Genomic DNA, 24725 nt, shown 5'->3' on the forward strand with positions numbered 1-24725 from the left:
TTTTTCTGGTAAAAGGATAAAACCACGTAATAGGAGCGGTTTATTTATGGTAAAGCTATTTTTTATTCTCCATGAACATAAGAAATATCGCTAATTTTTTGTGATTTTTTTTCAAAAAGCCTTGCATAACCACCCCAAAAAAGCGTATTATTAAAATCGGGGGAGAAGGGGATAGTCTATTTACCCACCCCTAATGGAAGAGATCCAGATAAACTGTTGTTAAGGGGGAGATACGATGCGTGATCAAAAAGAAAAATTCGATTATAACCAGTCACAGCCCCTTGAAAAGACGCATATCGATTTGAAAAAAATTGACTTTAACCACCTCCTCAACGACTCACTACTACAAAGTAGTCGTCAAGTAGCAGAAAAACCTTTACCAGAAAATCAAGAATTTTCACCAAATATCGAGCCCTCTGCCGATGACTCTTCTCCTGATCAGCCTACCCTCAATACATTTTATGAGGAAGCATTGCGTGAGATACAACAAGGTAATTACGCATCGGCTAGCGAGATCATGCAAAAGGCTATTTTTATCGACCTTGATAGTCGCCTGCCCTCGCTCATGGTAAAGACCTGCGATTTTTGGGATGCGCGTCTGAAAAAGCTTCGTCATCTACCCCTCTTGGAGCTCTTCCCTGCCACCTATGAGGCGTGGCTCAATTTCTATAAAAACATCGTGCGGTCCGATACCCTCGTGCTTGATCGGGTGATCCACGTGGTGCGTATGCAAGTCTTTGGCAACGTCATTGAACAGCTTAAGACACACCCGCGTTTAGAGCAAGATGCACAGTATGCTTTTGCCTTGGCTAGAGCTTATAAATACCGGGGCGATTACGATGAAGCTATCGATATTTATGCCTTGGTTTTGGAGCTGGATGCAAAAAATCCCTCCGCCCTTGCCGAACTCGCTGATTGTTACGCCATTATCGACGAAGAGGGGCGCGCCAAAATTCTCTTTAGAGAGGCTTTTTTTCATGGTGCTGATCGGATTTTAATGGATAATTTAGAGTCGGTGATGATTAAGCAGTTGCGTCAAAAGACGCGTGAACTGCATTTACCTGAAACCTATCTTGCTGAGTGGATGGCCGTTTACGGCGTGGTTTTCGGTCTCTTTGATACCAGTCGAGAGCTTAGCAATAGCGAGTATGCAAGGCTTAATCATAGTATCCACGCCTTGCGCGCGCAGGTGGAGGAGCATCCAGAAAAGCGTGGCTTTCTCGTGCCACGCTTGATTTATCGCCTCTTTTGGCTTATCGACTACTTCGTTGCCAATCAGGTAGATGCGCAAGTAACGCGTCAAAATATCGAGAAAGTGCTATTTGAGATTAAATTTTTAGATGAAAGAGTTTATAAAAAATACAAGTTGTGAGAAAAACGTGGAGAGTGGAATGACAGACCCTTTGTTGGATCGTGTGCAGCAGTTATTGGAAGAAGAGAGTTGGACAAGCGCCTCGATAAACGACTTTACCATCAGCCGTTTTGAGAGCATTGATGCCCTTATCGAGCAGATAACCGAGAAGGAGGCAGTTGAACAGGTGCGTGAGCACTGCGATGAGTGGTTGAAGAATCACAAGCAGAGCATTACGGCTCTTTATCTGGGTGGTCTTTTGGCGTGGCGTGAACAGTTGTTGGAAGAGGCAGACTTCTTGGAGTTGATTAGTCTCTTTTATCAAAAAGGTCGTCTGCCGGTGGTCGAGCATCTATGTCATCGCATGCTCTCTTATGGCGAGAATAAGAGTGCACTGGAGTATCTTGCCGAGCGCTATCTACAGGCGGGGCAAGAGGATGAGTACTTTGCTGTTTTAGAGCGATTGGTTAAGGTTGATTATAATAATGCGACGGTTGCGTTTCAGCTGGCACAAATCTACGAAGGGCGCGGTGAGCTAAAGAGCGCGATTGCTCTTTATAAAAAAGCGATTTTTCGTTATATTCACCGTAAACATGTGCAGGGTATTCATGAGAGCTGGGTGAAGTTACTCGCTCTTGATCCACGCGCTTACGATGTTTTCAATGCGATTATCCTCAAGGTGGAGAGCACGATTGATCCTTTGCGTGCCTCCGAATTTATCCGTGAGTACTATCTGCATTTGCGCAAGCAAGATCAGATCGATTTAGCGATTGTTCAGCTCAAAAAGATCCTCTCGATGAATGCGAAGGACAATATTGCCCGTCGTGATTTGGTCGATGCCTATCGCCAGAAGTATTCCGAGCACTCTCGCTTAGAAGAGGTCTTGAAGATCTCTTGTTTGGCACAAAATTGGCGTCCTATCACCGAGGCGCTGGAGAGTTTTGATAAGCATATCAGTTTGGATAAGGGCAAGTTTGTCTACCACCGCAACTGGGGTGTGGGGCGTGTGCGGAGCATCACTGAGGACGAGGTGCTAATCGACTTTGCCAAACAGCGCGGACACAAAATGGCGCTCGATATGGCCACCACTAGCTTGATGGGGCTGGATAAGCACCATATTTGGGTGTTAAAGGCGACGATGCCCAAGGAGAAGCTGCGTGCAAAGATTAAGTCTGAGATGATCTGGGCGTTGACGATTTTGGCCGGAAGCAATGGCGGTAGGACCGACTTTAAACGCATCAAGGCCGAACTTGTCCCCTCGCTCTTTACGCAAAGTGAGTGGAGCACGTGGAGTAATGAGGCGCGTCGTTTGACCAAGACGGTGGATATTTTTGGGAACGACGGCAGTAAAGTTGACGCCTATACCCTACGCAATACCCCAATCAGCTTTGAGGAGAAAGAGTGGAATCGCTTTAAGGGTGAGGAAAATTTCTTTAAAAAGCTTGCCATCTTTGAGCAATTTATTGAAGAGTGCGACACCGAAAGTGAGTATCTGCAGGAGATGTACAAGTACTTTTACTCGTATGTACGTAGCGATGCGCACGTCGATCTCTATACCATTATGAGCTATCTGCTTATTCAACGTATTACGAAGATGGGGCTCTCGCTGGATACCAATATTCCGTATAATTTTAAAGATTTTTTTGACACAGTTTTGGATATTGAACCGCTCTTTATGGGCATCGAGGGCGATGGCTATCGCCATGAATTCCTGATTAATGTAAAGCGCTATGTGGAGCATTGGCAAGAGGTCTACTTGGCGCTGTTACCCTTACAGCCTTCTGCGTCGATGGTGGATGACTTGCTGGCTAGCCATCGCGAAGAGGATATTAAGGCGGTGTTCCAGACGATTTTGGATCGTTATCGTAGCCATTTTGATGCCTTCTGGTCGCTGATCTCTTACCTTCAGCTCGATGAGGGGCGCTTTGAGCGCTTTGGCATCGATCGCGAACGTGTGGTCTTTGCGATGCTCCACTTGGTCGATATTTCGGCGCGCAACGTGCAAGCTAAGAAAGATCTTATTCAGAGTAAGCGTATCTACCGTTTGACCTTCGGTTGGCTCTTCAAAGATGGTCATTTAGAGACCTTCCTCGAGGAATCTAGTGAAAAGATCGCCTCGCGTCTCTTTGCCCTCTTGCGTGAAATGCGCGGGGTAGAAGAGAAGGATGTCGAGTTGGTTAAGACAATGATCTTGGCACGCTATCCATCGCTTGATCTTGAGGTGGTAAAGAAGAGTTCTAGTGAGAGCGAAGTGATGCACCCGCGCCGTATGGCTACTGATGTCTTGTGGGTTACGGAGAAATCTTATCACCAGAAGCAACATCGCCTTAAAGAGATTTTGGAGGTGGAAATTCCTCGCAACTCTGCTGAAATTGGCGAGGCGATTAAGAAGGGCGACCTTAAAGAGAACGCCGAGTATATCAGTGGTAAAGAGATGCAGAATCAGCTCCAGATGGAGGTTGGACGCTTGCAAAAAGATATCGAACAGGCGCGCCTCTTCACGCCCGATCAAGTTGACGCTAGCATGATTGGCTTTGGCGTGGTGGTTACGCTGCAACCTATCGAGGGCAAGCGTAAAGAGACCTACACGATTCTTGGCCCGTGGGAGAGTAACCCCGATAAGAAGATTATCTCCTACCAAGCTCCCTTTGCCATGAAATTACTGGGCAAAAAGGTGGGCGATACCTGCGAATTCACCATCAACGACCGCCACTACCACTATGAAGTGTTGGAGATTACTCCTACCAAATTCTAAGAACATTCTTGGTTATATAGATGAAAGCTACCCATTTTGGGTAGCTTTTTTATGGCTTAAAAAAGAAGAAAGGAATAGGCAAAAGAAGGATAAAGAGCAAGGCTTCGCTCAATAGGAGGGTACGGAGGATGATTATGATTGAGTTTAGATCGAAGAAGCTTTGGGTAAAAAAAGAGATAGTGAGGGTGGTGGGAAACATCCAATTAATAATAAAGCATATCGGCTGAACCAAAATTGTAAAGAGGGGAATAAGCTAGAGCCAGTGCTTTTTCGCGGGAAAGAAACAAAGGCTTATTGATGCTAAAATAGGTGCAACAAAGCTAGAGATTGTCCAGAGGTTGACTGCGAGTTCGAAATGTTCTCCTAGCGGGGCAGGTTGTATTATTCGGGGTTCGGCTTGGCTTGGGTGTTGATTTGGTTTTGGTAGAGGCGCTCGAGGTCTTGCGGGCGGACGACGGGGGTGGTGAGTTGGCGAAAGAGGGTGTCGGCGATGCCAAAGCTATGTTGCTCGGTGAGCTTTTTGCCATACTCGTCGTAGAGCATCTCCTCAAAGAGATCTTTACTCTGCCCTAGCGAGGCGGAGTCGCTTTGGGGGCGTTGGATGCTCTTGCGCATCTGGTCGGTGAGCATTTTGACAAAGATCTGCTCGATGCCACGGGTGGTTTCTTTAAGCTTATCGATTTCGGCTTGCGACATCGTGGTTAAATCGTACTCGGCTTGCGAGAGATCGGTGAGTTTTTGCAGATTTTTGGTGTATTGCTCCTCACTTTTACTCTGCTCCTCGCCTAGTGCGTTACGGGAAAAGGACTCTATCTTCATATCGATTTTATCGGATAAAAGCAAAAAAACCTTTATAGGTAATCAATCAATTATAAAATAAGCAAAAAAGAGCACAATTTTGTCTGGCTTTAGGGCAATTAGCACTAGTCAAAAGGGGGCGATTTTTGGTATAATAGAGTCAGAGTATATTAGCAAGATAGTTACATAACATAAATAAGGCCTTGATGATGACGTCTTAGCGTGGATGATGTTACGAAAGGAGTGGAAAATGAGTTCAAATTCAAACAAAGCTAGGGGAATGAGCAATAATAAAGCCAAGGGGATGAGCGATAAAAAACAGCTTGTTACTTTTCAGCTAGGTGAAGAGCGTTACGGCATTGACATCATGCATGTAAAGGAAATTTATTCCAATCATACCGTTCGCCCTATTCCGCACGCCCCAGCCTACATTGAGGGTGTACTCAATTTGCGTGGCGAGATTATTCCTATCATCAATTTACATCGACGCTTTGGTATCGCAAAGGCTCTGCTTAGTGAGGATGATGCGATGCTCTCGGGCTTTGTGATTATTAACTTATCTGGAATGAAGGTAGGTGTCATTATCGATAAAATCTTGAGTGTGATGGATGTTGATCGCGCTACGATTCAGCCACCACCGCAGATGATCACCAATATTGGCGCCGAGTATATCGAGGGGGTTAGCCCTCAAGATGCGGGGTATCTAGTGATTCTGGATATCGATCGCCTCTTTGATGTGAAGGAGCTTGGACGCTTGCGCATGCTTCGCTCCTTTAAGTCGGCAAGTGAAGAGGAGCTAGATCAATATCCGCAGGCGAAGTCTCGGTAGCTTGGAGTAGGTTGTGATTCATCCGCTGGGTGAGGCATCTTCTCGATCAACCATGCAGATATTGCTTATTTATAATGAAAAGATGAAAGCCACGCATCTTCTTTCGGCGGTGCATACGTTTCTTTTGTCTAAAGATGCGTGTTCGATTACTGTGCTCTCGCTTAGTCAATTGAATATCTATACAGCTGAAGCTAGTGACGCTTCTTCCCTTGCAATCGTCCTTGGTGGCGACGGCACCATCTTGCGCGCGAGCCTCTGCTTGCATGCTTTGGCTATCCCGATTTTGGCGATTCATGCAGGTACGGTGGGATTTTTGGCTGAACATGGTGCGGTCTCTTGGCAAGAGGCAATTGATGATTTTTTATCGGGTAAATTGCCTTTTCTTTCTGCGCCTATGTTAGCGATGGAAGTTTATCAACAAGAGAAATTCGCGCAACGGCTTTTAGCGATTAATGAGGTGGCGATCACCTCGGTAGGACGGAAGCTCCTTGCGATGACGTTTAAGGTGGGGAGTAGCCCAACAATGCGTGTGCGTGCGGAGGGGCTGGTCTTATCGACCCCGACGGGTTCTACGGGGTATAGTTTGACGCTTGGTGCACCGATTATCTCACCTAGTGCAAAGGTTTTGCTATTGCAGGCGATTGCTCCTTTTGATCTCTCGGCACGTCCGATTATCTTTGATGAGGCGGACGTGGTTTGGGTGGAGGTGGCAAGTGAGGATGGTTTGCTTCTCTTGCGTGATGGTGAGGGGGTGGAGATTGCCTCGGGGGCGTGGGAATTTCGTCTTGGGTTGGCTAGTGAGAGAGTGTTATGGGCAGTGGGCGAGCAACGTGAGGCGCTTTTTTATCAGGCGCTACAAAAAAAATTGGGATGGTTTACTTTATACCCAGGAGCATCGGTATGTTGCAAGAGTTAAGGGTTAAAAATTACGCATTATTGGATCAAGTTTCCGTGATATTTGAGCATGGCTTTACCGCACTTACCGGTGAGACAGGAGCAGGTAAATCGTTGTTAGTGAATGCCTTAGGGTTATTGTTAGGGGAGAAGAGTAATACGCAGTTTATTCGCCATGGCAGTGAGGAAGCGGAGGTGATCGGCGTGGTACGATTAGGCGATCATCCCATGGTGCGCGCGCTCTTATCAGACTTAGATATTGATGTGGGTGATGATTGCTTAGAGTTGCGACGGGTGGTGCGGGTGAAGGGCAATTCCTCGATTTATGCTAATGGCGCACGTATTACGCGCGAACAGCTACAAGAGATTTCGGCGTTGCTTTTTGATATGCACGGGCAACATGAGCATCAATCACTTTATAATCAAGAGAATCAGCGACTTTTGTTGGATCGGGTGGCGAAAATTCAAGAGGATGTGCAACTCTTTAGCCAGCAGTTTACGCTTTTACGCACCAAAAAAGAGCAACTTAAACTCATGCGCGAGCAGGCAGAGACCGACCTTGCCGATCGTATTTATCGAGAGAAGGCATACGAGGAGATTGGCGAGCTAAAGCCTAGTCAAGAGGAGAAGGACGAACTCTTAGCACGGGCGAATCAATTGGAGAATCGCGAGCGTATTCAGCAGACACTTCAGCGTTTTCATGCCATGATGCGTGGCAATAGTGGCTTGATTTTAGGTCTCAAAGAGGCGAGGCATCTCCTTAAGCATCTGGAAGATAGTGAGAGTCGTGAGTTGGAGAAGCGGTTAGAGGGCGCGATTTTGGAAGTGGAGGATGTCAGCGACTCCTTTTCCCTTCTACAAGATACGCTAATGGGTTCGCCTGATGAGTTGGATCGCGTGCAGGCCAAGCTCATGGAGTATCAACGGTTGGAGAAGAAGTATGGTAGCGGGCATCTGGCGGGCTTGCTTAAATACTATCAAGATATTGAGATAGAGCTTGGTGAACAGAATAATGCCGAGCATCTGCAGGTAGAGTTAGAGAGTGAAATCGAGGCGCTTGAGCAAGAATTACGTCAAAAGACGCTGGTAATTACGCAACAGCGCGAGAGTAGTGCACGGTACTTGGAAGAAGAGATGGAGAAGCTCTTGGGCGAGGTAAGTTTGCCTCATGCGCGCTTGGTGGTATCGGTAGCTCCGCGTAAAAATCGTGCAGGCGATCGGGTGATTGGCTCGACAGGCGCGGATGAAGTTGCCTTTCTTTTTAGTGCCAACGCTGGCGAACCGCTCAAACCGCTTAAAGAGGTGGCTTCAGGCGGTGAGAGTAGCCGTATTCTCTTGATCCTCAAGAGTGTGCTGGCGAGCCAAGAAGAGGTTGACTGCCTTATTTTTGATGAGATTGATACCGGTATTGGTGGTGAGGTCGCGGTGCAAGTGGCTAAGCACATGCGTCGTTTGGCACAAAAAAAACAGGTCATCTGTATCACCCACCTAGCCTCCATCGCTGCGGCTGCACAATCTCAGCTCAAGATCGAAAAAGAAGTGGTCGATGATCATACTAGAACGAATATCCATACAATGACTCATGAGCAACGTGTGGAGGAGATAGCAAGAATGCTAAGCGGAAATACCGGAGACCATGCCCTTGAGCATGCCCGATCGTTGTTGAACTCGCATGATGGATAGGGGAAGAGAATGGAAAAAAAGAGTGTTACTAATCATAAGGTCTTTTTGAAGAAGTCGGCTGGATATCGGACTATGGTTGATCGGATGCTTATGATTGAACGCAAATTTTTAACAGAACTTGGGCAAAAGGCAGCGCCTGAGATGGCAGACTATATGGAAGGCTTGCGCTTAAGTTTGAGTATTGCTAGTTATTACATTGTTCAAAATCAGATTTATCACGCTATTTTTACGACAAGCAATGAGACGATTTTGAAGTCGGCACGTAAGTATTTGGCGCTCTCGGTAGACTACCTTGCCAAGATTTTCTCTACTTCGCAAGACTTTCTCTACGATGAGAAGGATGTGCGTGCCAAGGCGCATGCTGAAATTGAGGAGTTTACCGGCTATAAACTGGTAGCACGTACGGGATTTTATCTTGATTACCTCGATCACTTCTTTGATGTGCAGAGTCGCTGGCACTGGAGCGTGTTAGATCTCTCCTATGAGCTTGCGTTGATTTATAAAAATGCCTTCAACTTTAAGAACCTTGTACAAAATCTCGATATTAGAGCGGAAAATGTTTACGAACGTAAGAGCTATTTGATGCAATTGAAAACCTATCTGAGTGATGTTGCCGATGGCTTTCGCATGAAGTATGAAATTACGCGCATCAACACCGATATGGACAAGGCAATTCGGGTGTTAGAGGTACTTAAGCAGTTGCATATCGCCTTGAATGAGCAAAAAGAGCAAGAGGCACAGGTGCGTAAAATTGAGCTTTGGCGTGCAAAAGCACTCACCGATCAACGTTAGTATCGATCTTAAGGAGCAACATGTGATGACGAAGGTGCCTTTCTCTCCCCCAGAGATTACCGAAGAAGATATTCTTGCGGTAAGTGATGTGTTGCGGTCGGGTTGGATTACCACGGGCGCGCAGGCTAAGCAATTTGAGCGTGAGCTTTCGGACTGGATGTCAGGGGCGCGGGTGGCAGTGCTCAACTCGGCTACGGCGGGAATGGAGATTACTTTGCGTCTTTTGGGCATTGGCGCAGGCGACGAGGTGATTACCTCGGTGTATACCTACGCGGCCACGGTCAATGTGATTCGTCATGTGGGGGCAACACCCATTTTGGTGGATATCGCGCATGATGGTTATAATCTCGATATCACGGCGGTTGATCGCGCCATCACACCCAAAACCAAGGCGATTATTGCGGTGGATATTGGAGGCTATCCTTGCGACTATGATGCGCTTTATCGCGTTATCGAGGCGCATCGAGCTTCGTTTTCTGGTTTACCTAAGAGCCGTCTCTTTAACCATGCCGATCGTATCACCTTAATTGCCGATGCGGCGCACAGTTTGGGTGCGCAATATTATGGGCGTAAGAGTGGCAGTTTAGCCGATTTTAGCGCCTTCTCGTTTCATGCGGTAAAGAATCTCACCACGGCTGAGGGTGGGGCGCTCTCTTTCCATTCGCTCTTTGGTGTGGATGCGGAAACTATCTACCGTGAAGTGATGCTTTGGTCGTTGCATGGACAGAATAAGGATGCGCTTGCCAAGGCACAGGGCAATGGCTGGGAGTATGATATTCTCTTTTCGGGCTATAAATGCAACATGCCTGATATCATGGCGGCCTTGGGACGCAGTCAACTTGGTCGCTACGCCCAGACCTTATCACGTCGAAAAACGCTCTATCAATCGTATCGCCAGATGCTCCCTTCTCCTATCTCTTTACCGGCTTGGGATGAGGCGGATGAGTACCAAAGCTCCTACCACCTTGCGCTTGTTTGCCTGCCTATAAAAGATATCCAAGAACGTAATCGCATCATCACGCAGATGGCAGAAGCAGGCATCGTTTGCAATGTTCATTTTAAACCTTTACATTTAATGACGGCATTTAACGATTTAGGCAGAGATAATGATTTTTTACAGGCCATGCAACGCTATCAACAGGTCATGAGTCTGCCCCTCTTTAACACCATGAGCGAGGAGCAATTGAGCTATGTGGGAGAAAATTTAGCACAAATTGTGAAAAATCTACGCTAGTATCTTGATCATTCTTTCTTGCTTGTCGATATACAAAGTGGAGTTGAGCAGATGAAACGAATTGGATGGCTATTTTTGGCGATTGTGATCTCAATGCAATCGGCTTTTGGTAAGGTCTTATTGGTGAAACAGTCTGGTAGTGGTAGTGCCAGCGCCCTCGCAAATGACATCGAACTTGCTATTTCGGAGTGGTTTTTTGAGAAAGGCATCTTGGCTTTAAGTGAGCAGAACCCTATCGATCAGGTGGGGATAGAGCTTGCGCAGTATATGGCTCAACAGATGGGTGCGAGCGCATTTATTCTCTGGAATGTAAGAAGTAATGGTGATTTTCTTTTGATGATGTATACAATTAATGGTCAGCTTATTGGTGAAGTGAAGGAGTCTCTAAATGTGCGCGATACCGCAACGTTATCTCGCTTAATGAAGAGACTTGATCCTTTTTTAACCGAGCAGACTCGTACGTTAGGCTTAGGATAGAGAGACGAAAAATTGGCGCAAGAGTGTAAGGGTAACATGCAAATCAATGTCGAATGGGTACATATTAAACATTATCTAGCTCTCTTGGGCTTGGGTTTTCTGCTCTTTGGTGGGTTTATGGTTCTCTCGGGACAGAGCCAAGAGGAAGAGGCGAGTTTTTATCCAAGATTTGTCGTGGCGCGCCTAGCCTCTTTTGACTTTTTTGGTGAACCCGAGATTGAGGTGATTATTGAGGATGCCGAGGCGCGACCACCTGCAGGCAGTGATGAAGTTATTGACCCCAATGAGGTGATTGATGAGATTGAGGAAGAGACGAAGGATAGGACATCTGATGAAGGTAATCCTTCTACAGATGATACTATAGAGGACACTACCCCAGATGCGGTTGATCCTCCCATAGAGAATCCCCTAACAGAGGATACTACCACACCGCCGGTTACTCCGCCTGTGGAGAATCCGCCCTTACCTGATAAGAATAACGCCGATGCGGTTGTACGAGATAATCCCCAAGAGCGCACGATGACGGGAAGTCGTTGGTTTACTGAGGGCGATCGCACGAATACCGAGGAGCGCGTGCGTAGTTGGAGCCGAAATCCAGGGCCGCGTCCGATTCCTGATGAAGGAGATGATAAGAGTGGAGATACGGGTGCAACAGATACGGAAAATTCTACGCCGACCGATGAGCATTCGGATGATGGATCCTTGCCTTCTGCGGAAGCCAATGGTGCTCCCCAACGCTCCGATCCTAATAGTGTTGCGTTGATTACGCTAGTTCCATCGCCGGCCACAGGTGATTCTTCCGATGAGGAATGGGAGTATGATATCATTGATGGACCTCACTTAGATGGTGTAGATGGCACGGGGGAAGATCTCTTACCATCTGGTAGTGATAAGCCCAAGGACGACTGGCATCCTGTAGATGGACCTCACTTAGATGGTGTAGATGGCACGGGGGAAGATCTCTTACCATCTGGTAGTGATAAGCCCAAGGACGACTGGCATCCTGTAGATGGGCCTCACTTAGATGGTGTAGATGGCAAGGATGAAGATCTCTTACCCTCGGGCAGTGGTAAGCCCAAGGACGATTGGCATCCTGTAGATGGACCTCACTTGGATGGCGTAGATGGCAAGGATGAAGATATCTTACCCTCGGGCAGTGATAAGCCCAAAGATCCGATTACCCCAGATCCTAAACCGATTCTGGATAATCCTTGGAGTACCTTGCCCCTGATTGATCAACAATTTTTAGCGCCTTATTGGCAAGCTGAACTGGAAGAGGGTTTTTATATTCAAGTCTTTGCGACGATTCAACCATTAAAGTTACGTGCCCAGATCGAGCGTCATCGCGCTAATTTACCGCTAGTGATCACCGGAACCTATGGACGACTTGGGATGATGAATCGTCTCTTAGTAGGACCCTTAAAAGCCGATGAGTTAGGAGCGGTGGAGCATCAACTGCGCTTAAATGGCGTGAGAGATTCCTTCTTAGTTTCGGTTAAGAGCCAGCGTTCTTAGGATATCCGCATGGATAGTTGGCTTAATGAGACGCTCTTTTTTAGGAATTTTTTGCGTCCATTACTGGACATTGGTATCTTATCGGCAATATTTTATTACTTTTATCGATATGTTTTACGTAGCTATGGTCAATCTCTTTTTCGTGGAATTCGTGGTCCTTTGGCGATATTTTTGGTGGCATACCTCTTTCAGCTAGAAACGTTGCTGTGGATTTATCGCCTGATTAGCCCTTTTCTAATTATTGCGGTGGCACTAATTTTTCAGCCGGAATTGCGAAAGATGTTGGCGAAGATTGGGCGTCAGGGGTGGAGTCGTCGTGAGCAGGAGGCCTCGGCGGAGAAGGTTGATATGATTTTCACTTCACTTGCTTCTCTGGCCGAACAACGACGTGGTGCTTTGGTGGTCTTTACGCGAACATTGACCTTACGCGACATTGCCGATACGGGCACGCGTTTAGAGGCGGAGGTATCCGGCGCGCTCTTAACGACAATTTTTGCGCATGATACGTTATTACACGATGGCGCGGTGATTATTCATCATGGACGGATTATGGCTGCGGGTTGCTTTTTGCCTTTAAGTAAGCAGGATAATTTACGTAAAAGTTTTGGTACGCGCCATCGGGCGGCGCTGGGCGTTAGTGAAGAGAGCGACGCACTTGTCTTAATTGTGAGTGAGGAGAGTGGGGCGATTAGTCTCGCCGTTGAGGGCGTACTTTATTATGATCGTAAAGTGGATGAGCTCAAAAATCTCGTTCGTTCTCTTTTGCAGAACCAAGCCAATGAGGATGATTTTCGTAACTTTTTTGTCGAAAGGCTTGAATAAAATGAAAAAAAAGGCTACACTAAACTCTTATTTATGATAGAATGTGAGGTAATAACTTGTTTTTTGCACAAACAGAACCATTCATTACAGCTCCAACCTTAAAAAAACGTATTACCGAGTTAGGCGCAGAGCTGACACAACGCTATAAAGAAGAGAAGGATTTAGTCATTATCTGCACACTTAAGGGATCAATTCTCTTTGTGGCAGATCTCATGCGCGAAATTGATTTACCTTTAGAGGTCGATTTTATTAGCGTTGCTAGTTATCATGGTGGTCTCACCAGTGGGCAACTGCAGGTTGTGCATGGCATGACGACCCAGATTACGCATCGTCCGGTGTTAATTGTGGAGGATATTGTTGATACGGGGCGTACTCTAAAGAAGCTTAAAGAGATGATTAGCGAGGGCAATCCTAGGAGCATTGAAGTCTGTGCATTGCTGGATAAGCCTTCTCGCCGGTTGGTGGAGATTGAGGCGGATTATGTGGGCTTCACCATTGAGGATCTCTTTGTGGTGGGCTATGGGCTAGATTACCAGCAACGTTATCGCAATTTACCTTATATTGGTGTCTTGAGCGATCCGCAGTGAGTCTTGATGAGCATGTATTGCCCGACTTAATCGAAGCCTTTGAGCGCGGATTTGGTAAAGCTGATCTCCTTTTTAAACGGCGTATCCGTCGCTATCATTTAACCAAAGAGGCAAGGTTTTTGGTCATGGATTATTTTTACCATTATCTACGCTATCGTATCTTACTGCAACAAGCTAGTCGAAGTATTGGTATGGATATTCTTACATTAATTGTTATGCACTATGAAGATAGCGTGGATGATGTTTATCGTTCTTGGTGGCAATCGTTAGAGAAACGCGAGCAACAACGCTTGCTTCTCTCGGTGGATGATTGGGGTTTTCGTCAGATTGAGGCAGTGTATAGTGAGCGTTTGGATGCATTGATTGATTATGTGCAGGGGCGCGCGCCGACGACGCTGTTGGTGCTTTTACGACGGAATGCGAGCGATGTCGTGAGAGAGCATTTAATAGAGCGTGGGGTGCAAGTTGATCCTTTGTTGATGTCAAGTGCGCTCTGGGTGCGCGGTAGAATCCGTGATGAGGCGGATATCTTTTTTGACGTGCAAGATCACTCTTCGCAATTGATGGCGCTTTTCGTTTCGCAACAAACCTCTAAAATTTTAGACTACTGTGCAGGCTACGGCGGAAAAGGTATTGCGATGGCAACGATCTGGCCGCATATTGAACTCACTGCGAGTGATATTCGCCAAGAGCTTAAAGCGACCGTGGTTGAGCGTGCCAAGCGCGCTGGCATTAAGTTTCGCTGGAAGAGTCAAAAAGAGCTTGCGAAGAGTCTCTATCCGCTGGTAGTCGTTGACGCACCTTGCTCGGGCAGTGGCGTATGGCGACGCAACCCTGAAGATCGCTATCGTTTTGGGCAATCCCAAGTGAAAACCTTGAGCGATAAGCAACTCGATATTCTTTTGCAAGCGGGTAAATTGGTCGAGAGCGGAGGGGAGCTTCTCTATATTACTTGTAGCCTCTATCCTATCGAGAATGAGGATGTGATTGAACGCTTTTTAGCCAAAACTAGTCAATTTTCTATTGTTCCTGCAGAAAGACGATTAAGAGAAAATTGCCAAATCCTTGGTATCAATCATGAGGCTATCGAGCATCTTCTCATACCAGAAAGTTACCCGTATCTACGTATTGCTCCTCAAGTTAATGGCGGCGACCTCTTCTTTGCCTGCTTGCTCAAAAAGAGCTAACCTGCATCATGCTATGCGTTTAATGTGTTTCACAGTAGGTAAAGACCGTATCGATATCGAGGTTATGAGGCGTATCAAAGAGAAGGTCGGCGTTGTCGAAGGTATGCTGACTACTAAAGCGTGGGTCGGGGAGCATGAGCACGGGCATGTTGGCGTTTTGTGCGGCCATATAACCGGGGTAGCTATCTTCTAGTACGAGGGCTTTGTCTGGGGATACTTGTAGAATTTTGGCTACGCGTAGGAAGAGATCGGGGGAAGGTTTTCCGGCGGGGTCGTCCTCAGAGGAGTAGTAGGCATCGCCAAAAATGGTATCGATACCAAAGAGCTTGGAGACTTTTTTTAGTAATGTGAGGTGCGAGCCACTGGCAATGGCGATGGTATAGCCTCTTTCCTTGGCTTGTTTGGCAAGTGCGATGGTTTTTGGATAGGGATGGACGTGATTGGGTGCAATCTTCATGAAGGCATCTTCAAAGCGTTCGACCAGTTCTTCGATGGTGTGGGGTAATGATGGATGGGTGGCTTTGAGGGCTTGCAAGAAGTCGAGCAGACCTTTCCCGACAAAATTTCCAGCAGGAGCGCCCACGCTTAGGCTTTGAAGAAAGGCGTGGGTGGCTAAGGTGTGCGCCATCTCGGAGTCGACGAGTGTGCCATCAAAATCAAAAATAAGGGTGTTAATTGCCATGCTTTGGCTCCTCTTTTGTTTCTATAATAATTTCTTGACGCTTAAGCCCCATGAGCTTGGCAAGATTACGGGTGCTATCAAATTTGTGGAGAATAATTTTGATAAGAACAGTGGCGGGAATACTCAAGAACATGCCAGGAATGCCCCAAATTGCGCCCCAAATCGAAAGACTAATAAGCACCAGAGAGGGGCTGATATCGAGTGATTTGCCTTGCATGCGTGGGTCGATGATGTTACCGAAGATGACTTGAATAAGAGGCATGGCGATAAGATTTGTAAAGAGCGGAACGGGCATGCTATAAAATTGTAAAATCGATGCGAGGATAATACCGATAACCACCACTGCCGAACCGATGACAGGAATATAGTTGAGCAAGAAGCCAAGCAGACCCCACATCATGGCAAATTTGAGACCAGTAATAGATGCGACAATGAAGATGGCAACCCCTGTCATGATACTTACTAGTGTTTTTACGTAAAGATAGCGCCCGATCTGTACGGAAATTTCCTCGCCAAGATCAGAAAAATTCTTGGCGGATTGGCTACCCATTACGTGAAGGACTACACTGGAAAAGTCATGGGATTCCATCAAAAAGAAGACACTGAAGAGGGTGATCATAAAGACAGAGGAGAAGAAGGTAAGTCCAGAGTTGGTAAAGTTGAGAATCGTGGTGGAGAGTTCGCTAATGAAACGATTGAGTAGCGCAGAGATGGAGAATGTTTGGCGTACTGCTTCTTGATCGATATTAAAGTGAGCTAGGGTGTTGGTTAAAAAGTCCGATTCTAATAAGTCATTAATCATGATCGTAGCACGCGGAGTGAGGTTAGCAATATAGCTAAAAAACTCCGAGAGGCTGGCAATCACAATGAGGAGTAATAGGGCTATAATAAGTAAAGAAATGCTTACTGCCAAAATGATAGCAAGGATGCGAGGAATTTTGATGGCAACCATCTTGCGCACGATTGGCTCTAAGAAGGCGGCAAAGAGTAGCGCTACAATAATCGGAATAAAGACAGAAGAGAGAAAGTGCAAGGTGTAGGCAACGGCCAATACTGCCAGTACAATTAACGAGATCGATCCTGATTTGGGCATTTTACCCGAAGGTGATAGCATAAACAATCCTCCTATAGCTACCGTTGTGTTAGGCACTTCCTAGTATAAGCGTTAATGCTGATAAAAGCAAGTGATTTTGGTCATCTTCTTTTACTGGTATAAACGAAGGAGCTCTTGCAACCGCGTTTTTCCTAGAGTGAAGAGAAAATTGATGAGTCTGGGACCTTTTTCTTGTCCTAGTAGGGCGCGATAAATGGTGGTAAACATGAGCGCGCTATCGATTTCCATCTCTTTGGCGATGTTGTAGAGTTTGATGCCAAAGGTCTCTTCGTTGTCGATATCGAGTGCGGGGAGAATGGCGATAAGACGGGTGAGGATGGCTTGTTCGACGCTATTTAATTGCCAGTCGGCGGGTTTGGTTGTTTGTAGGGTAAAGGTAAATTCGGCTGGAGCGCAATTTTGAATCCAGTTCCACGCGCAGATGGCACGGGTTTTTACCTTATCGCGCTGATGCACGGGGAGGTCGTGGAGGTGGGCGAGGGTCGCCTCGATGTCGCCTGCATGGATTTGTAAGAGGGTGGTGAGGTGGCGAAAGGGCACTTGATAGGGCATGGTGGCTTCGGGTTTATCCAGCTGGCTAAGCTCGTAAATGCGCGCTTCTTTCGCCCACTTTTTGAATTTTTTGTCCTCGAGGGAAGCAGGTTTTTGTTGATAGTAGCTACGCTCACAGCGGTCGTAATCCTCGTATATCTTAATAACGTCAAGATCGAAGCTGATAGCAAAAGAGGCGTTGGTACGCGTGCCTGCAAAGAGGTAGCGGACGATCTCGGGTTGATAAATTTCTAGGCAGTCGCTTAGGTCGATGACCTCGCCTCCAGAGGAGGAAATTTTGCCGGTGCCTCCTTTAATGCTGACAAATTCGTACATAAAGGTTACGGGCGCCGGCCAATTGTAGGTCTCTTGAGAGGTTAGGCGTGCGGTGTCGAAGCTCCCGCCTTCGCTGTGGTGATCTTTACCGGCGGGCTCGAAGTCGACCTGTTCGTATGCCCAACGCATCGGCCAATCGATACGCCATGGCAGTTTGACGGAAGAGGAGGTGCGGATGTCGGTGGTGGCGTGATGGTTACAACTTTGGCAGGTGTAGGTGATATGATACTCGCCATCATAAGCCTCAACGGTGGTCTGATCGCGCTCACAAGCCTCGCAGAAGATGCTGATGGGAAACCATGCCTCTTCTAAATCATGCGTGCGGTGGGTGTTGAGTTGGGCGCGGATTGCCTCGCGCGCTTGCAGGGCGATACGCATCTGCTCGGCGTAGTGGTGGGCGCGGTACTTTTTGGATTGATAGAGGTATGTTGGATTGATGCCAACAAGCGGGAGGAGCTCCTCGACATAGACCTCATTGGCGCGGGCGTAGCTCTCTTCTTTGCCGTAGACGTCGGGGACGGCGTCGATAGGTTTGCGCAGATACTGGGCGAGAAGTTCCTGTTTAGGCATATTTTTGGGTACTTTACGAAAGACGTCGTAGTCGTCCCAGCTATAGAGGAATCGGGCGTCTTTGCCTAGATCTTTGAGGGCTTGGTAGACTAGCTGTGTGCTGATAATTTCTCTAAAGTTACCGATGTGGACAGTGCCACTGGGGGTGATACCCGAGGCGCAGGTGTATTGATCTTTTTCCCCACGTTCGCGTACAATACGATCGGCCCAAATGTCTGCCCAATGGCCGGCTAAGGTTCGTTCTTCTCGTGTCATCATGGGAGTAATTATAGCTAAAATTGCGTAAATTGACAAGTAGTTTTGGGGGAAATCGACCGATGAGTAAGTTATGAGGCGTAAGAAGTGGGGGCAGTGGATACATCTTGGCTTGATGCTCTTGATGGGTGTGAGTCTCTTTGGGCAGACAGCAGAAGATGCGATTGTCGAGGATGAGGCTTCTGATCCGCAGGCGGTGGTTGCAGATGAGGGCGAGCCGAGACGGCGTCGGGTAACCATTGAGCAAGCGCGAGAATTTTTTGCAGGCAAAATTGGCGAGTTGGCGCAGGAGGTTCTTGAGCTTCGCGGTGGCGTGGTCATCACGATTGAAGAGAATGGGGTGAGCCATACGATTCGTGCGGATCTGGTACGTATCAACAAAAGTGGTGGGCTCATTTTTGCATCGGGTAATGTGCAGTATGAGGTCGCAGGTGTGGGTATTACGCAGCGCTTTGAGGCGGAGCAGTTGCTCTTTGAGAGCGATAATTTGACCGGTTTAGTAACGGGTGTTTGGAGTAGTTATGATGGCAGTGATATTAGTCTGTTTGATGAGATGCAGTTCTTCTATAAATCTTCCGCCATCACCAAGAGCGCTAGTGGTAGTGTAACCATTGAGGATTTTCAGGTAGCTACGTCGCAATTAGACGATCCGTATTGGAGTTTGCGCGCACAGGCGGTCTGGGTCTTGGCGGATAATAGCTGGGTGGTGAAGAATCCGCTATTGTATATGGGGCGCGTGCCGATTCTCTACTTTCCGTACTATTATCACAACGATCAAATTCTCTTTTTTAACCCTGTCTTTGGCTACTCAAATATCCATGGTACGGTGATTAATACCACGACGCATCTGTGGGGAAAACCGCCAGAGGCTGCGAATTTGGGGATTTTCAGCTTTAACCTTACGGGAGAGGAGGAGAAGCACAAGCGTGCTGGCTACCTTTCGTTGATGGTGGATTATTATGGCCGTGATGGCGTGATGACGGGCTTGTGGGGTGGTTTTGACTGGGCAAATATTGAGTATAAAGTGGGCGTGGCTTTTACGCGTACGACATTTAATGATTTGACCGTGGCCGGCCCTGATGGGAAGACGTTGCGAGAGCATGGCTACTTTTTTGGGCGACGCGTGCCTTTTCGCTATGGTGCGCAGTTACAAGGCGAGGTGAGTAACCTGCGGTTTCGTTTCGATCTCTTTAGTGATCCGCGCTTTCGTACGGATTTTTTTATGTACCGTCGGGTGGGTGCGGATCTCTTTGGCTTTATCGCGCTCGGCTCTCAACCTTGGGATCTGGTGCCTCAAGCCAATGCGGTGAGTGAGACTTATTTACGTTATAGTCGTCGTTTTGCCATTGGTTTGACGGGCTTAGATGAGATCAATATTTTATATGCGAACAGTGAGTTGATTTTAGAACCTCGTTCCAATGCCGAAGCGCCCTCGGTATATGCGGCCTCGAGCCACTTTTACGCGTTGCGTACGCTTAATGCATTTAACACTGGTGTGAGTGTGCGCGGAGAAGTGCCGATTCTCTCCAAAAACATGGAGAAGAGCAATATATGGCAGACGGAAGACGAGGAGGAGATGAGTGAAGAAGAGATCACGGAGGAGGGTGATGAGGAGAGTATTGATGAGGTAACCGAAGAGGATGAGGGTGAAGAGGCAGAGTCTTCAGCCAATGAGTCGAAGGTAGATTGGAAGAGTTATCGTTGGGATTTTTATTATAATGCGCGCGTAGAGGAGCGTCTCTTTGCGAGGCGTATTGATAATCGGTCGTCGATTCCGTTGGTCGACTGGAAAGCGCCGTTGACTTGGCAAAATCTCTTTTCCAATCGCAGTGAGGTGGGCTTTAAGTTTGATTGGGCAAGAAAGGTGATGCTTACTAGCGCCTTTACGCAAGATGCTACGCATCAGACCTTTGCCTTCACGGATGCGATAAGTGATGCCCAACAAGTACAGATGGAGCGTCTTACGCAGGTGCGACTGGGTAGCTTATGGCAGGTAAATTCGCGCCCGTTTGAGAGCGATACGTATTGGGGCAAGAGCAATGTTAGTTATCAGGCGCAGTTAGACTTTTTTGAGAATGTCTACAATGTGGATCAGGGACAACGGACGAATCGTTGGCATGCCTCGTTTCGTAACCATCGCCTTAATGGTCTTCTGCAGTACGATACGGGACTTTATTGGGCGTATGCGAGCGTGCAGGGGCAACATATCTATCGCACAGTGAACCAACGCAATGAGTTGACCGGTGAGATTAAGGCAGGTGTTGGGGTCGACTGGTACGACTGGCGCACCGAGAGCTATTTTTATTTTAATGAGTTGGATTTGCAGGATAATCAGCGCTATGGTTGGGGTCTCAAGAGCCAGTATGAACCGTGGAAGTATGTGGGATTGTATGCCGATGTGCGGGTTGATTTTCGTAAAGGAATGGAGTATCTGGAGAGCGCGATTCGTCTTTTTGGTTTAAAGGTAGGGTTCATTTGGCAGGAGCGCGAACTCTTAACGTGGGATCAATCTAGCTATATTTGGCAGATGAATTTGGATGAGCAGGGACGGGCAGCGATTGCGTTTCAGCCGTCATATTTTTATGCCAAGCTCGATCAACCTTTGTTGGGCTCTAATAACTATGGCTGGATGGAGCGTAATTTTACCTCGTGGGATCTCTCGGTGGTGGGGGAGTTGCGTTTAGACTTGGTAGAGTATACCGAGACCACCTTTGAGATTGGCCTGCGTTTAGATTGGCGCATCGCGGAACAGTTCACGCTTAGTTTATCGACGCTCTCCTACAATATGGCGATGTATACCTACTTCAATTTTATGCGCGAGACGTTGGGCATCACCACGAAGCCGTCGTTTTGGCGAGATTTAGGCAACTCCTTTGCGTTTAGTAATACCGATCTGCGTCGACTATCGCCCTTTAAAATTGGCGTGGTGCAGGTGGGGTTCGCTTGGCAACTTCCCGATTGGACGATCACCATGAAGTACCGAGGTAATCCAGGGCAACTATATAGTAATACAGGAGTGTGGATGGCAGGCTGGCAACAACAGCTGGAGCTTGTCATTAAGTGGCGTCCGATTCCAGCAATTGCTCACGGTAGCCGGCTTGATGATCAAGGACGTTGGTCTAACTTTCCGCCGGACTAAACTTTTGACAAAATAGGCATTCGGATGTATAATCAAACATAGGGATGTGGAAACATGAAACTTTTTAGAAGAAATGAGGGTAAGTAAACGATGGAATCGCTTAGAATTTTATATAAGATAGGGCCTGGGCCTTCGTCTAGTCATACGATTGGCCCCATGCGCGCGAGTGAGAGCTTTTTGTCGCAGTACAGCAAGGCCGATAGTTATGCTGTGGAACTTTGGGGATCGTTGGCGGCGACAGGCAAGGGGCATCTTACGGATTATATTATCAAGAAGGTCTTTGAGGATGCGGGTCGTAGCATCGATGTCGAATTTAAGATGGACTATGTCCATCCCTTTCATCCTAACGGCATGCTCTTTAAGGCATATCAAGACGGGCAGGAGATTGGGCGCGAGCAGATCTTCTCGATTGGTGGGGGCAACCTTGCGCATGAGGGAGAGAGCAGTACGGCGGAGGTTTCGACCTATCCCTATCAAAATTTTGCCGAAATTCATCAGGATGCGCAAGAAAAAGGTGTGGAGCTTTGGCAGTTAGCGGTGGAGTATGAGGGGCAGGAGATCTTAACCTTTTTACGAGATAATGTCTGGAACGTGATGAAAGAGGCCGTGCATAGTGGGCTGGCAGCCGATGAGGTCTTACCAGGGTCGTTGCAGTTGAAGCGTCGCGCGAAGAAGTTTTTTGCCAAGAGTCAAGAGCAAAGTGGCGAGGTCAGAGAGCTTGGCGAACTCTTTGCCTATGGCCTTGCCGTGAGCGAGGAGAATGCCGCGGGTTCGTTTATTATCACTGCGCCAACGTGTGGGGCTGCGGGTTTATTACCGGGATTATTCTACTTTTTGCAGAAAAAGCATCAATTTAGCGACGAGGAGATGGCAAAAGCTCTCGCGGTGGCAGGGATGTTTGGGATTGTGATCAAGAAGAATGCCTCGGTGAGCGGGGCAGAGGCAGGGTGTCAGGCGGAGATTGGATCGGCAGCCTCGATGGCCGCTGCGGGAGCAACCTATCTTTTAAAGGGGACGATCGCACAACAGGAGTACGCCGCCGAGATTGGTATGGAGCATCACTTGGGGCTTACCTGTGATCCTGTGGATGGCTTGGTGCAGATTCCTTGTATTGAGCGCAATGCCGTGGGCGCGCGTCGTGCTTATGATGCTGCCTACTATGCGCTCTTTGCCGAAGATGGTCATCGGGTCTCTTTTGACACCGTGGTGGCAACCATGTGGGAGACTGGTCTTAACCTTCGCCCTGAATATCGCGAAACTTCGCAAGGAGGCTTGGCAAAGGCATTTTTACGCGGTTCCTAGAGCCCTCCCTATACATAAATAGATAGACCCACTAGGCAAAATCCCTTTTTTGTGCTAAAAAGATAGTTAGTGTACTATCTTTAGAGGCAAGGCGATTTTGCTATGGTGGTTTTTACTTGTATCACAGATAGAAAAGAGTTACTTTAATAGAACAACGTCGAGAGATGCGAAGGGAGATAAGATATGGATCTTGATGATATCATGAAAGATTTTGACGAATTTGGCGAGGATGCACCTCTGGATGATGCGCTTCCTAAAGCCGTGCCTGAGTACAGCGAGCTTAGTCCTGCTAAGGAGATTCCCGAGGCGCTCAAGGTGGAGCTACGTAAGCGCGCGTTTAATGAGATCACCGAATTTACCCGTCCGCCTGCGCCTTTATTCGACGACCCGCTCTACTACAAAACTGTGCTAAAAGATGAGGGCGACATTGCGGTGCGCTTACATGATACGCTCACCAAGATGTTTAAGAGTACCGACGCTGGCGAGAAGCTTGAGTTAAAAAATCGTATCATCCCGATTTATTGGGAGCTTCATAAGCAGTTGATGTTGAAGTCGCTAGAAGATGGCGTACCAGAGCCTAAGCAACTGGCGGTGCGCTATGGTGCAGTCTTGCCAAATCTTATCGGTAAAGAGCATCGCGAGGTGTTGAGCGAGATTATCTGGGAGAACAACACCGGAGAGGCGGTCTGGTATTGCGATGAGTGGGTGAAGATGGTCGCCGAGGGTAAGGTGAATCGCCTTGCTACTGATGAAGAGGTTACCAGCCGTAAGGGCGATGTGGGGGTGGAGATTGCGCGTCTTAGAAGCAAACTTGATAAGTTGACTGGTACTAAGGATGCCATGGCAGGCTTTATGCAGAATCTGGAGCGCGAGCGTCAAGAGATGATGGAGCAGTTTAACACGCTAAGCACTAAGCTTGCCGAACAGCACATTTCGCATCGGCTAGAGGGGGTGCACCTTCCCTTTGATGAGGAACAAAAAAGTGCTATCACCCAACTGGCTAGCGCGCTTAAGAACATTACGAATATGTCGAAGAATGTGGAGCTTAATTATAACAAATATCTTGAGCTTCTTGCCGATATTGACAAAGTAGAGAGCGACCTTGAGCGTTTAAGTAATGGTGCGCCCACGGTGGATAATAGCCTCGCTGAGAAAGAAGCCGGACAGATTGCTGTCTTGGCAAAGATGTGTACGGGGCGTCGGGGAAATCACTACCCGATCTTGGCAAGTCAGTTCTTTATGGCGCGCATCGCCACGATTGCTACGCGGGAAAACGTTATCAAAACCATGGACGAGATTGAAAAGATCGATGTGGGCATCTTTCGCCGAGAATTTAGACGCCAAGTTAATCGTATTCCCCCTCATGTGATTATTATCCCTTCTTATGGTAATAGTGGTGTCTGTTGGGAGCCTTATGAGCGCAACAATAAGGCAACTAGTCGTGGTCGTATTGCCATTCCGATGTTTCCAGGCGACTTGCGCATGGCGGTTATCATTGCTTTGGGGGATCTACGTTGGCAACAGGCCAAAGAGATGGCGGCGCACTACTGGATGGAAGAGGGCTTAACGGGTGGGTTCTTTCAGTGGTTCTCGGGAGAGAAGATGCGTGGCGATGTGCGTATGACCTTTATCGAAAATTATGTTTTGTGGATTAGCAAAGAGAGCGAGGGCATGCAAAAGCTTGAGCGTGAGGTGCGTGGTATTTTTTGGCGTAATATGCCCTTTAGCTTGGAGCGTCGTGAAAAATTAAAAGATCGAGGCTTTGTTTACAACCAGCTCTACATCAACGACCAAAATCGCCCCGGTGCTTTTGATCCTGTCTACCCCGATTAAGTTTTGGTTGTATTTTTGTCAAAAGTAGAGTAAAATAAA

The 24725-nt window shown here is 47.5% G+C and carries 19 protein-coding genes; 15 read left to right on the top strand and 4 right to left on the bottom strand.

Features of this window, described 5'->3' with window-relative positions:
- Window positions 1-235 precede the first annotated feature (235 nt).
- Together PVA46_RS00540 and greA are read left to right on the top strand one after the other, a co-directional pair.
- Entirely contained in the window at window positions 236-1372 is a 1137-nt protein-coding gene (locus tag PVA46_RS00540; RefSeq protein WP_167694818.1) for a tetratricopeptide repeat protein, read from the top strand.
- A 19-nt stretch (window positions 1373-1391) separates the two neighbouring features.
- The gene (gene greA, locus PVA46_RS00545) at window positions 1392-4106 is read left to right on the top strand and encodes a transcription elongation factor GreA (RefSeq protein ID WP_167694820.1); all 2715 of its coding nucleotides are present in this window, start codon (window positions 1392-1394) and stop codon (window positions 4104-4106) included.
- Between the two features lie 381 nt (window positions 4107-4487).
- Here greA and PVA46_RS00550 read toward each other — a convergent pair whose 3' ends face one another.
- The gene (locus PVA46_RS00550) at window positions 4488-4925 is read right to left on the bottom strand and encodes a rod-binding protein (protein ID WP_167694822.1); all 438 of its coding nucleotides are present in this window, start codon (window positions 4923-4925) and stop codon (window positions 4488-4490) included.
- A 283-nt stretch (window positions 4926-5208) separates the two neighbouring features.
- Here PVA46_RS00550 and PVA46_RS00555 point away from each other — a divergent pair, with 283 nt between their 5' ends.
- The 10 genes from PVA46_RS00555 to PVA46_RS00600 are packed head-to-tail and all read left to right on the top strand — an operon-like array spanning window position 5209 to window position 14924.
- Window positions 5209-5733, top strand: coding sequence for a chemotaxis protein CheW (locus PVA46_RS00555; protein ID WP_167696225.1), 525 nt, complete (start codon window positions 5209-5211; stop codon window positions 5731-5733).
- A 13-nt stretch (window positions 5734-5746) separates the two neighbouring features.
- Window positions 5747-6649 (top strand): NAD(+)/NADH kinase, encoded by a 903-nt coding sequence (locus tag PVA46_RS00560; protein ID WP_167694824.1) that lies wholly within the window; start codon window positions 5747-5749, stop codon window positions 6647-6649.
- Window positions 6634-8310 carry a DNA repair protein RecN gene (gene recN / locus PVA46_RS00565; RefSeq protein WP_167694826.1) on the top strand — a complete coding sequence of 559 codons (1677 nt, stop codon included), beginning with the start codon at window positions 6634-6636 and terminating at the stop codon, window positions 8308-8310. The genes PVA46_RS00560 and recN overlap by 16 nt, the downstream gene beginning before the upstream one ends.
- A gap of 9 nt (window positions 8311-8319) precedes the next feature.
- Complete coding sequence (locus PVA46_RS00570; RefSeq protein WP_167694828.1) at window positions 8320-9102, top strand: hypothetical protein; 783 nt, start codon at window positions 8320-8322, stop codon at window positions 9100-9102.
- Window positions 9074-10336 carry a DegT/DnrJ/EryC1/StrS family aminotransferase gene (locus tag PVA46_RS00575; protein WP_212603832.1) on the top strand — a complete coding sequence of 421 codons (1263 nt, stop codon included), beginning with the start codon at window positions 9074-9076 and terminating at the stop codon, window positions 10334-10336. The genes PVA46_RS00570 and PVA46_RS00575 overlap by 29 nt, the downstream gene beginning before the upstream one ends.
- Before the next feature lie 51 nt (window positions 10337-10387).
- Window positions 10388-10813, top strand: a complete 426-nt coding sequence (locus tag PVA46_RS00580; RefSeq protein ID WP_167694829.1) for a hypothetical protein — start codon at window positions 10388-10390, stop codon at window positions 10811-10813.
- A 36-nt stretch (window positions 10814-10849) separates the two neighbouring features.
- The gene (locus PVA46_RS00585) at window positions 10850-12328 is read left to right on the top strand and encodes a hypothetical protein (RefSeq protein ID WP_167694831.1); all 1479 of its coding nucleotides are present in this window, start codon (window positions 10850-10852) and stop codon (window positions 12326-12328) included.
- Window positions 12329-12337: 9 nt separating this feature from the next.
- Complete coding sequence (gene cdaA, locus PVA46_RS00590) at window positions 12338-13150, top strand: diadenylate cyclase CdaA (RefSeq protein WP_167694833.1); 813 nt, start codon at window positions 12338-12340, stop codon at window positions 13148-13150.
- 56 nt (window positions 13151-13206) lie between these two features.
- Window positions 13207-13737 (top strand): hypoxanthine phosphoribosyltransferase, encoded by a 531-nt coding sequence (gene hpt / locus PVA46_RS00595; RefSeq protein WP_212603833.1) that lies wholly within the window; start codon window positions 13207-13209, stop codon window positions 13735-13737.
- A gap of 17 nt (window positions 13738-13754) precedes the next feature.
- Window positions 13755-14924 (top strand): RsmB/NOP family class I SAM-dependent RNA methyltransferase, encoded by a 1170-nt coding sequence (locus PVA46_RS00600; protein WP_167694834.1) that lies wholly within the window; start codon window positions 13755-13757, stop codon window positions 14922-14924.
- Between the two features lie 19 nt (window positions 14925-14943).
- Here the strand turns inward: PVA46_RS00600 and PVA46_RS00605 are convergent, their stop codons facing one another.
- From PVA46_RS00605 to lysS, 3 genes are all read right to left on the bottom strand, one after another.
- Window positions 14944-15606 (bottom strand): HAD family hydrolase, encoded by a 663-nt coding sequence (locus PVA46_RS00605; RefSeq protein ID WP_167694836.1) that lies wholly within the window; start codon window positions 15604-15606, stop codon window positions 14944-14946.
- Window positions 15596-16720, bottom strand: a complete 1125-nt coding sequence (locus PVA46_RS00610) for an AI-2E family transporter (RefSeq protein ID WP_167694839.1) — start codon at window positions 16718-16720, stop codon at window positions 15596-15598. Before PVA46_RS00610 ends, PVA46_RS00605 begins: the two co-directional genes overlap by 11 nt.
- A gap of 90 nt (window positions 16721-16810) precedes the next feature.
- Entirely contained in the window at window positions 16811-18412 is a 1602-nt protein-coding gene (gene lysS / locus PVA46_RS00615) for a lysine--tRNA ligase (protein WP_167696230.1), read from the bottom strand.
- A 73-nt stretch (window positions 18413-18485) separates the two neighbouring features.
- On the opposite strand from lysS, the gene PVA46_RS00620 reads away from it, so the two are divergent.
- The 3 genes from PVA46_RS00620 (at window position 18486) to PVA46_RS00630 (ending at window position 24686) form a co-directional block, all read left to right on the top strand.
- Window positions 18486-21551, top strand: coding sequence for an LPS-assembly protein LptD (locus PVA46_RS00620; protein WP_167694841.1), 3066 nt, complete (start codon window positions 18486-18488; stop codon window positions 21549-21551).
- Between the two features lie 90 nt (window positions 21552-21641).
- A complete protein-coding gene (locus tag PVA46_RS00625) occupies window positions 21642-22853 on the top strand; it encodes an L-serine ammonia-lyase, iron-sulfur-dependent, subunit alpha (RefSeq protein WP_167694843.1) in 1212 nt (403 codons plus the stop codon).
- A gap of 183 nt (window positions 22854-23036) precedes the next feature.
- Window positions 23037-24686: a hypothetical protein gene (locus tag PVA46_RS00630; protein ID WP_167694845.1), complete on the top strand. Its 1650-nt coding sequence runs from the start codon at window positions 23037-23039 to the stop codon at window positions 24684-24686.
- Window positions 24687-24725 lie beyond the last annotated feature (39 nt).

This window comes from Entomospira culicis (assembly GCF_028748145.1).
In the GTDB taxonomy this organism is placed as follows: domain Bacteria; phylum Spirochaetota; class Spirochaetia; order WRBN01; family WRBN01; genus Entomospira; species Entomospira culicis.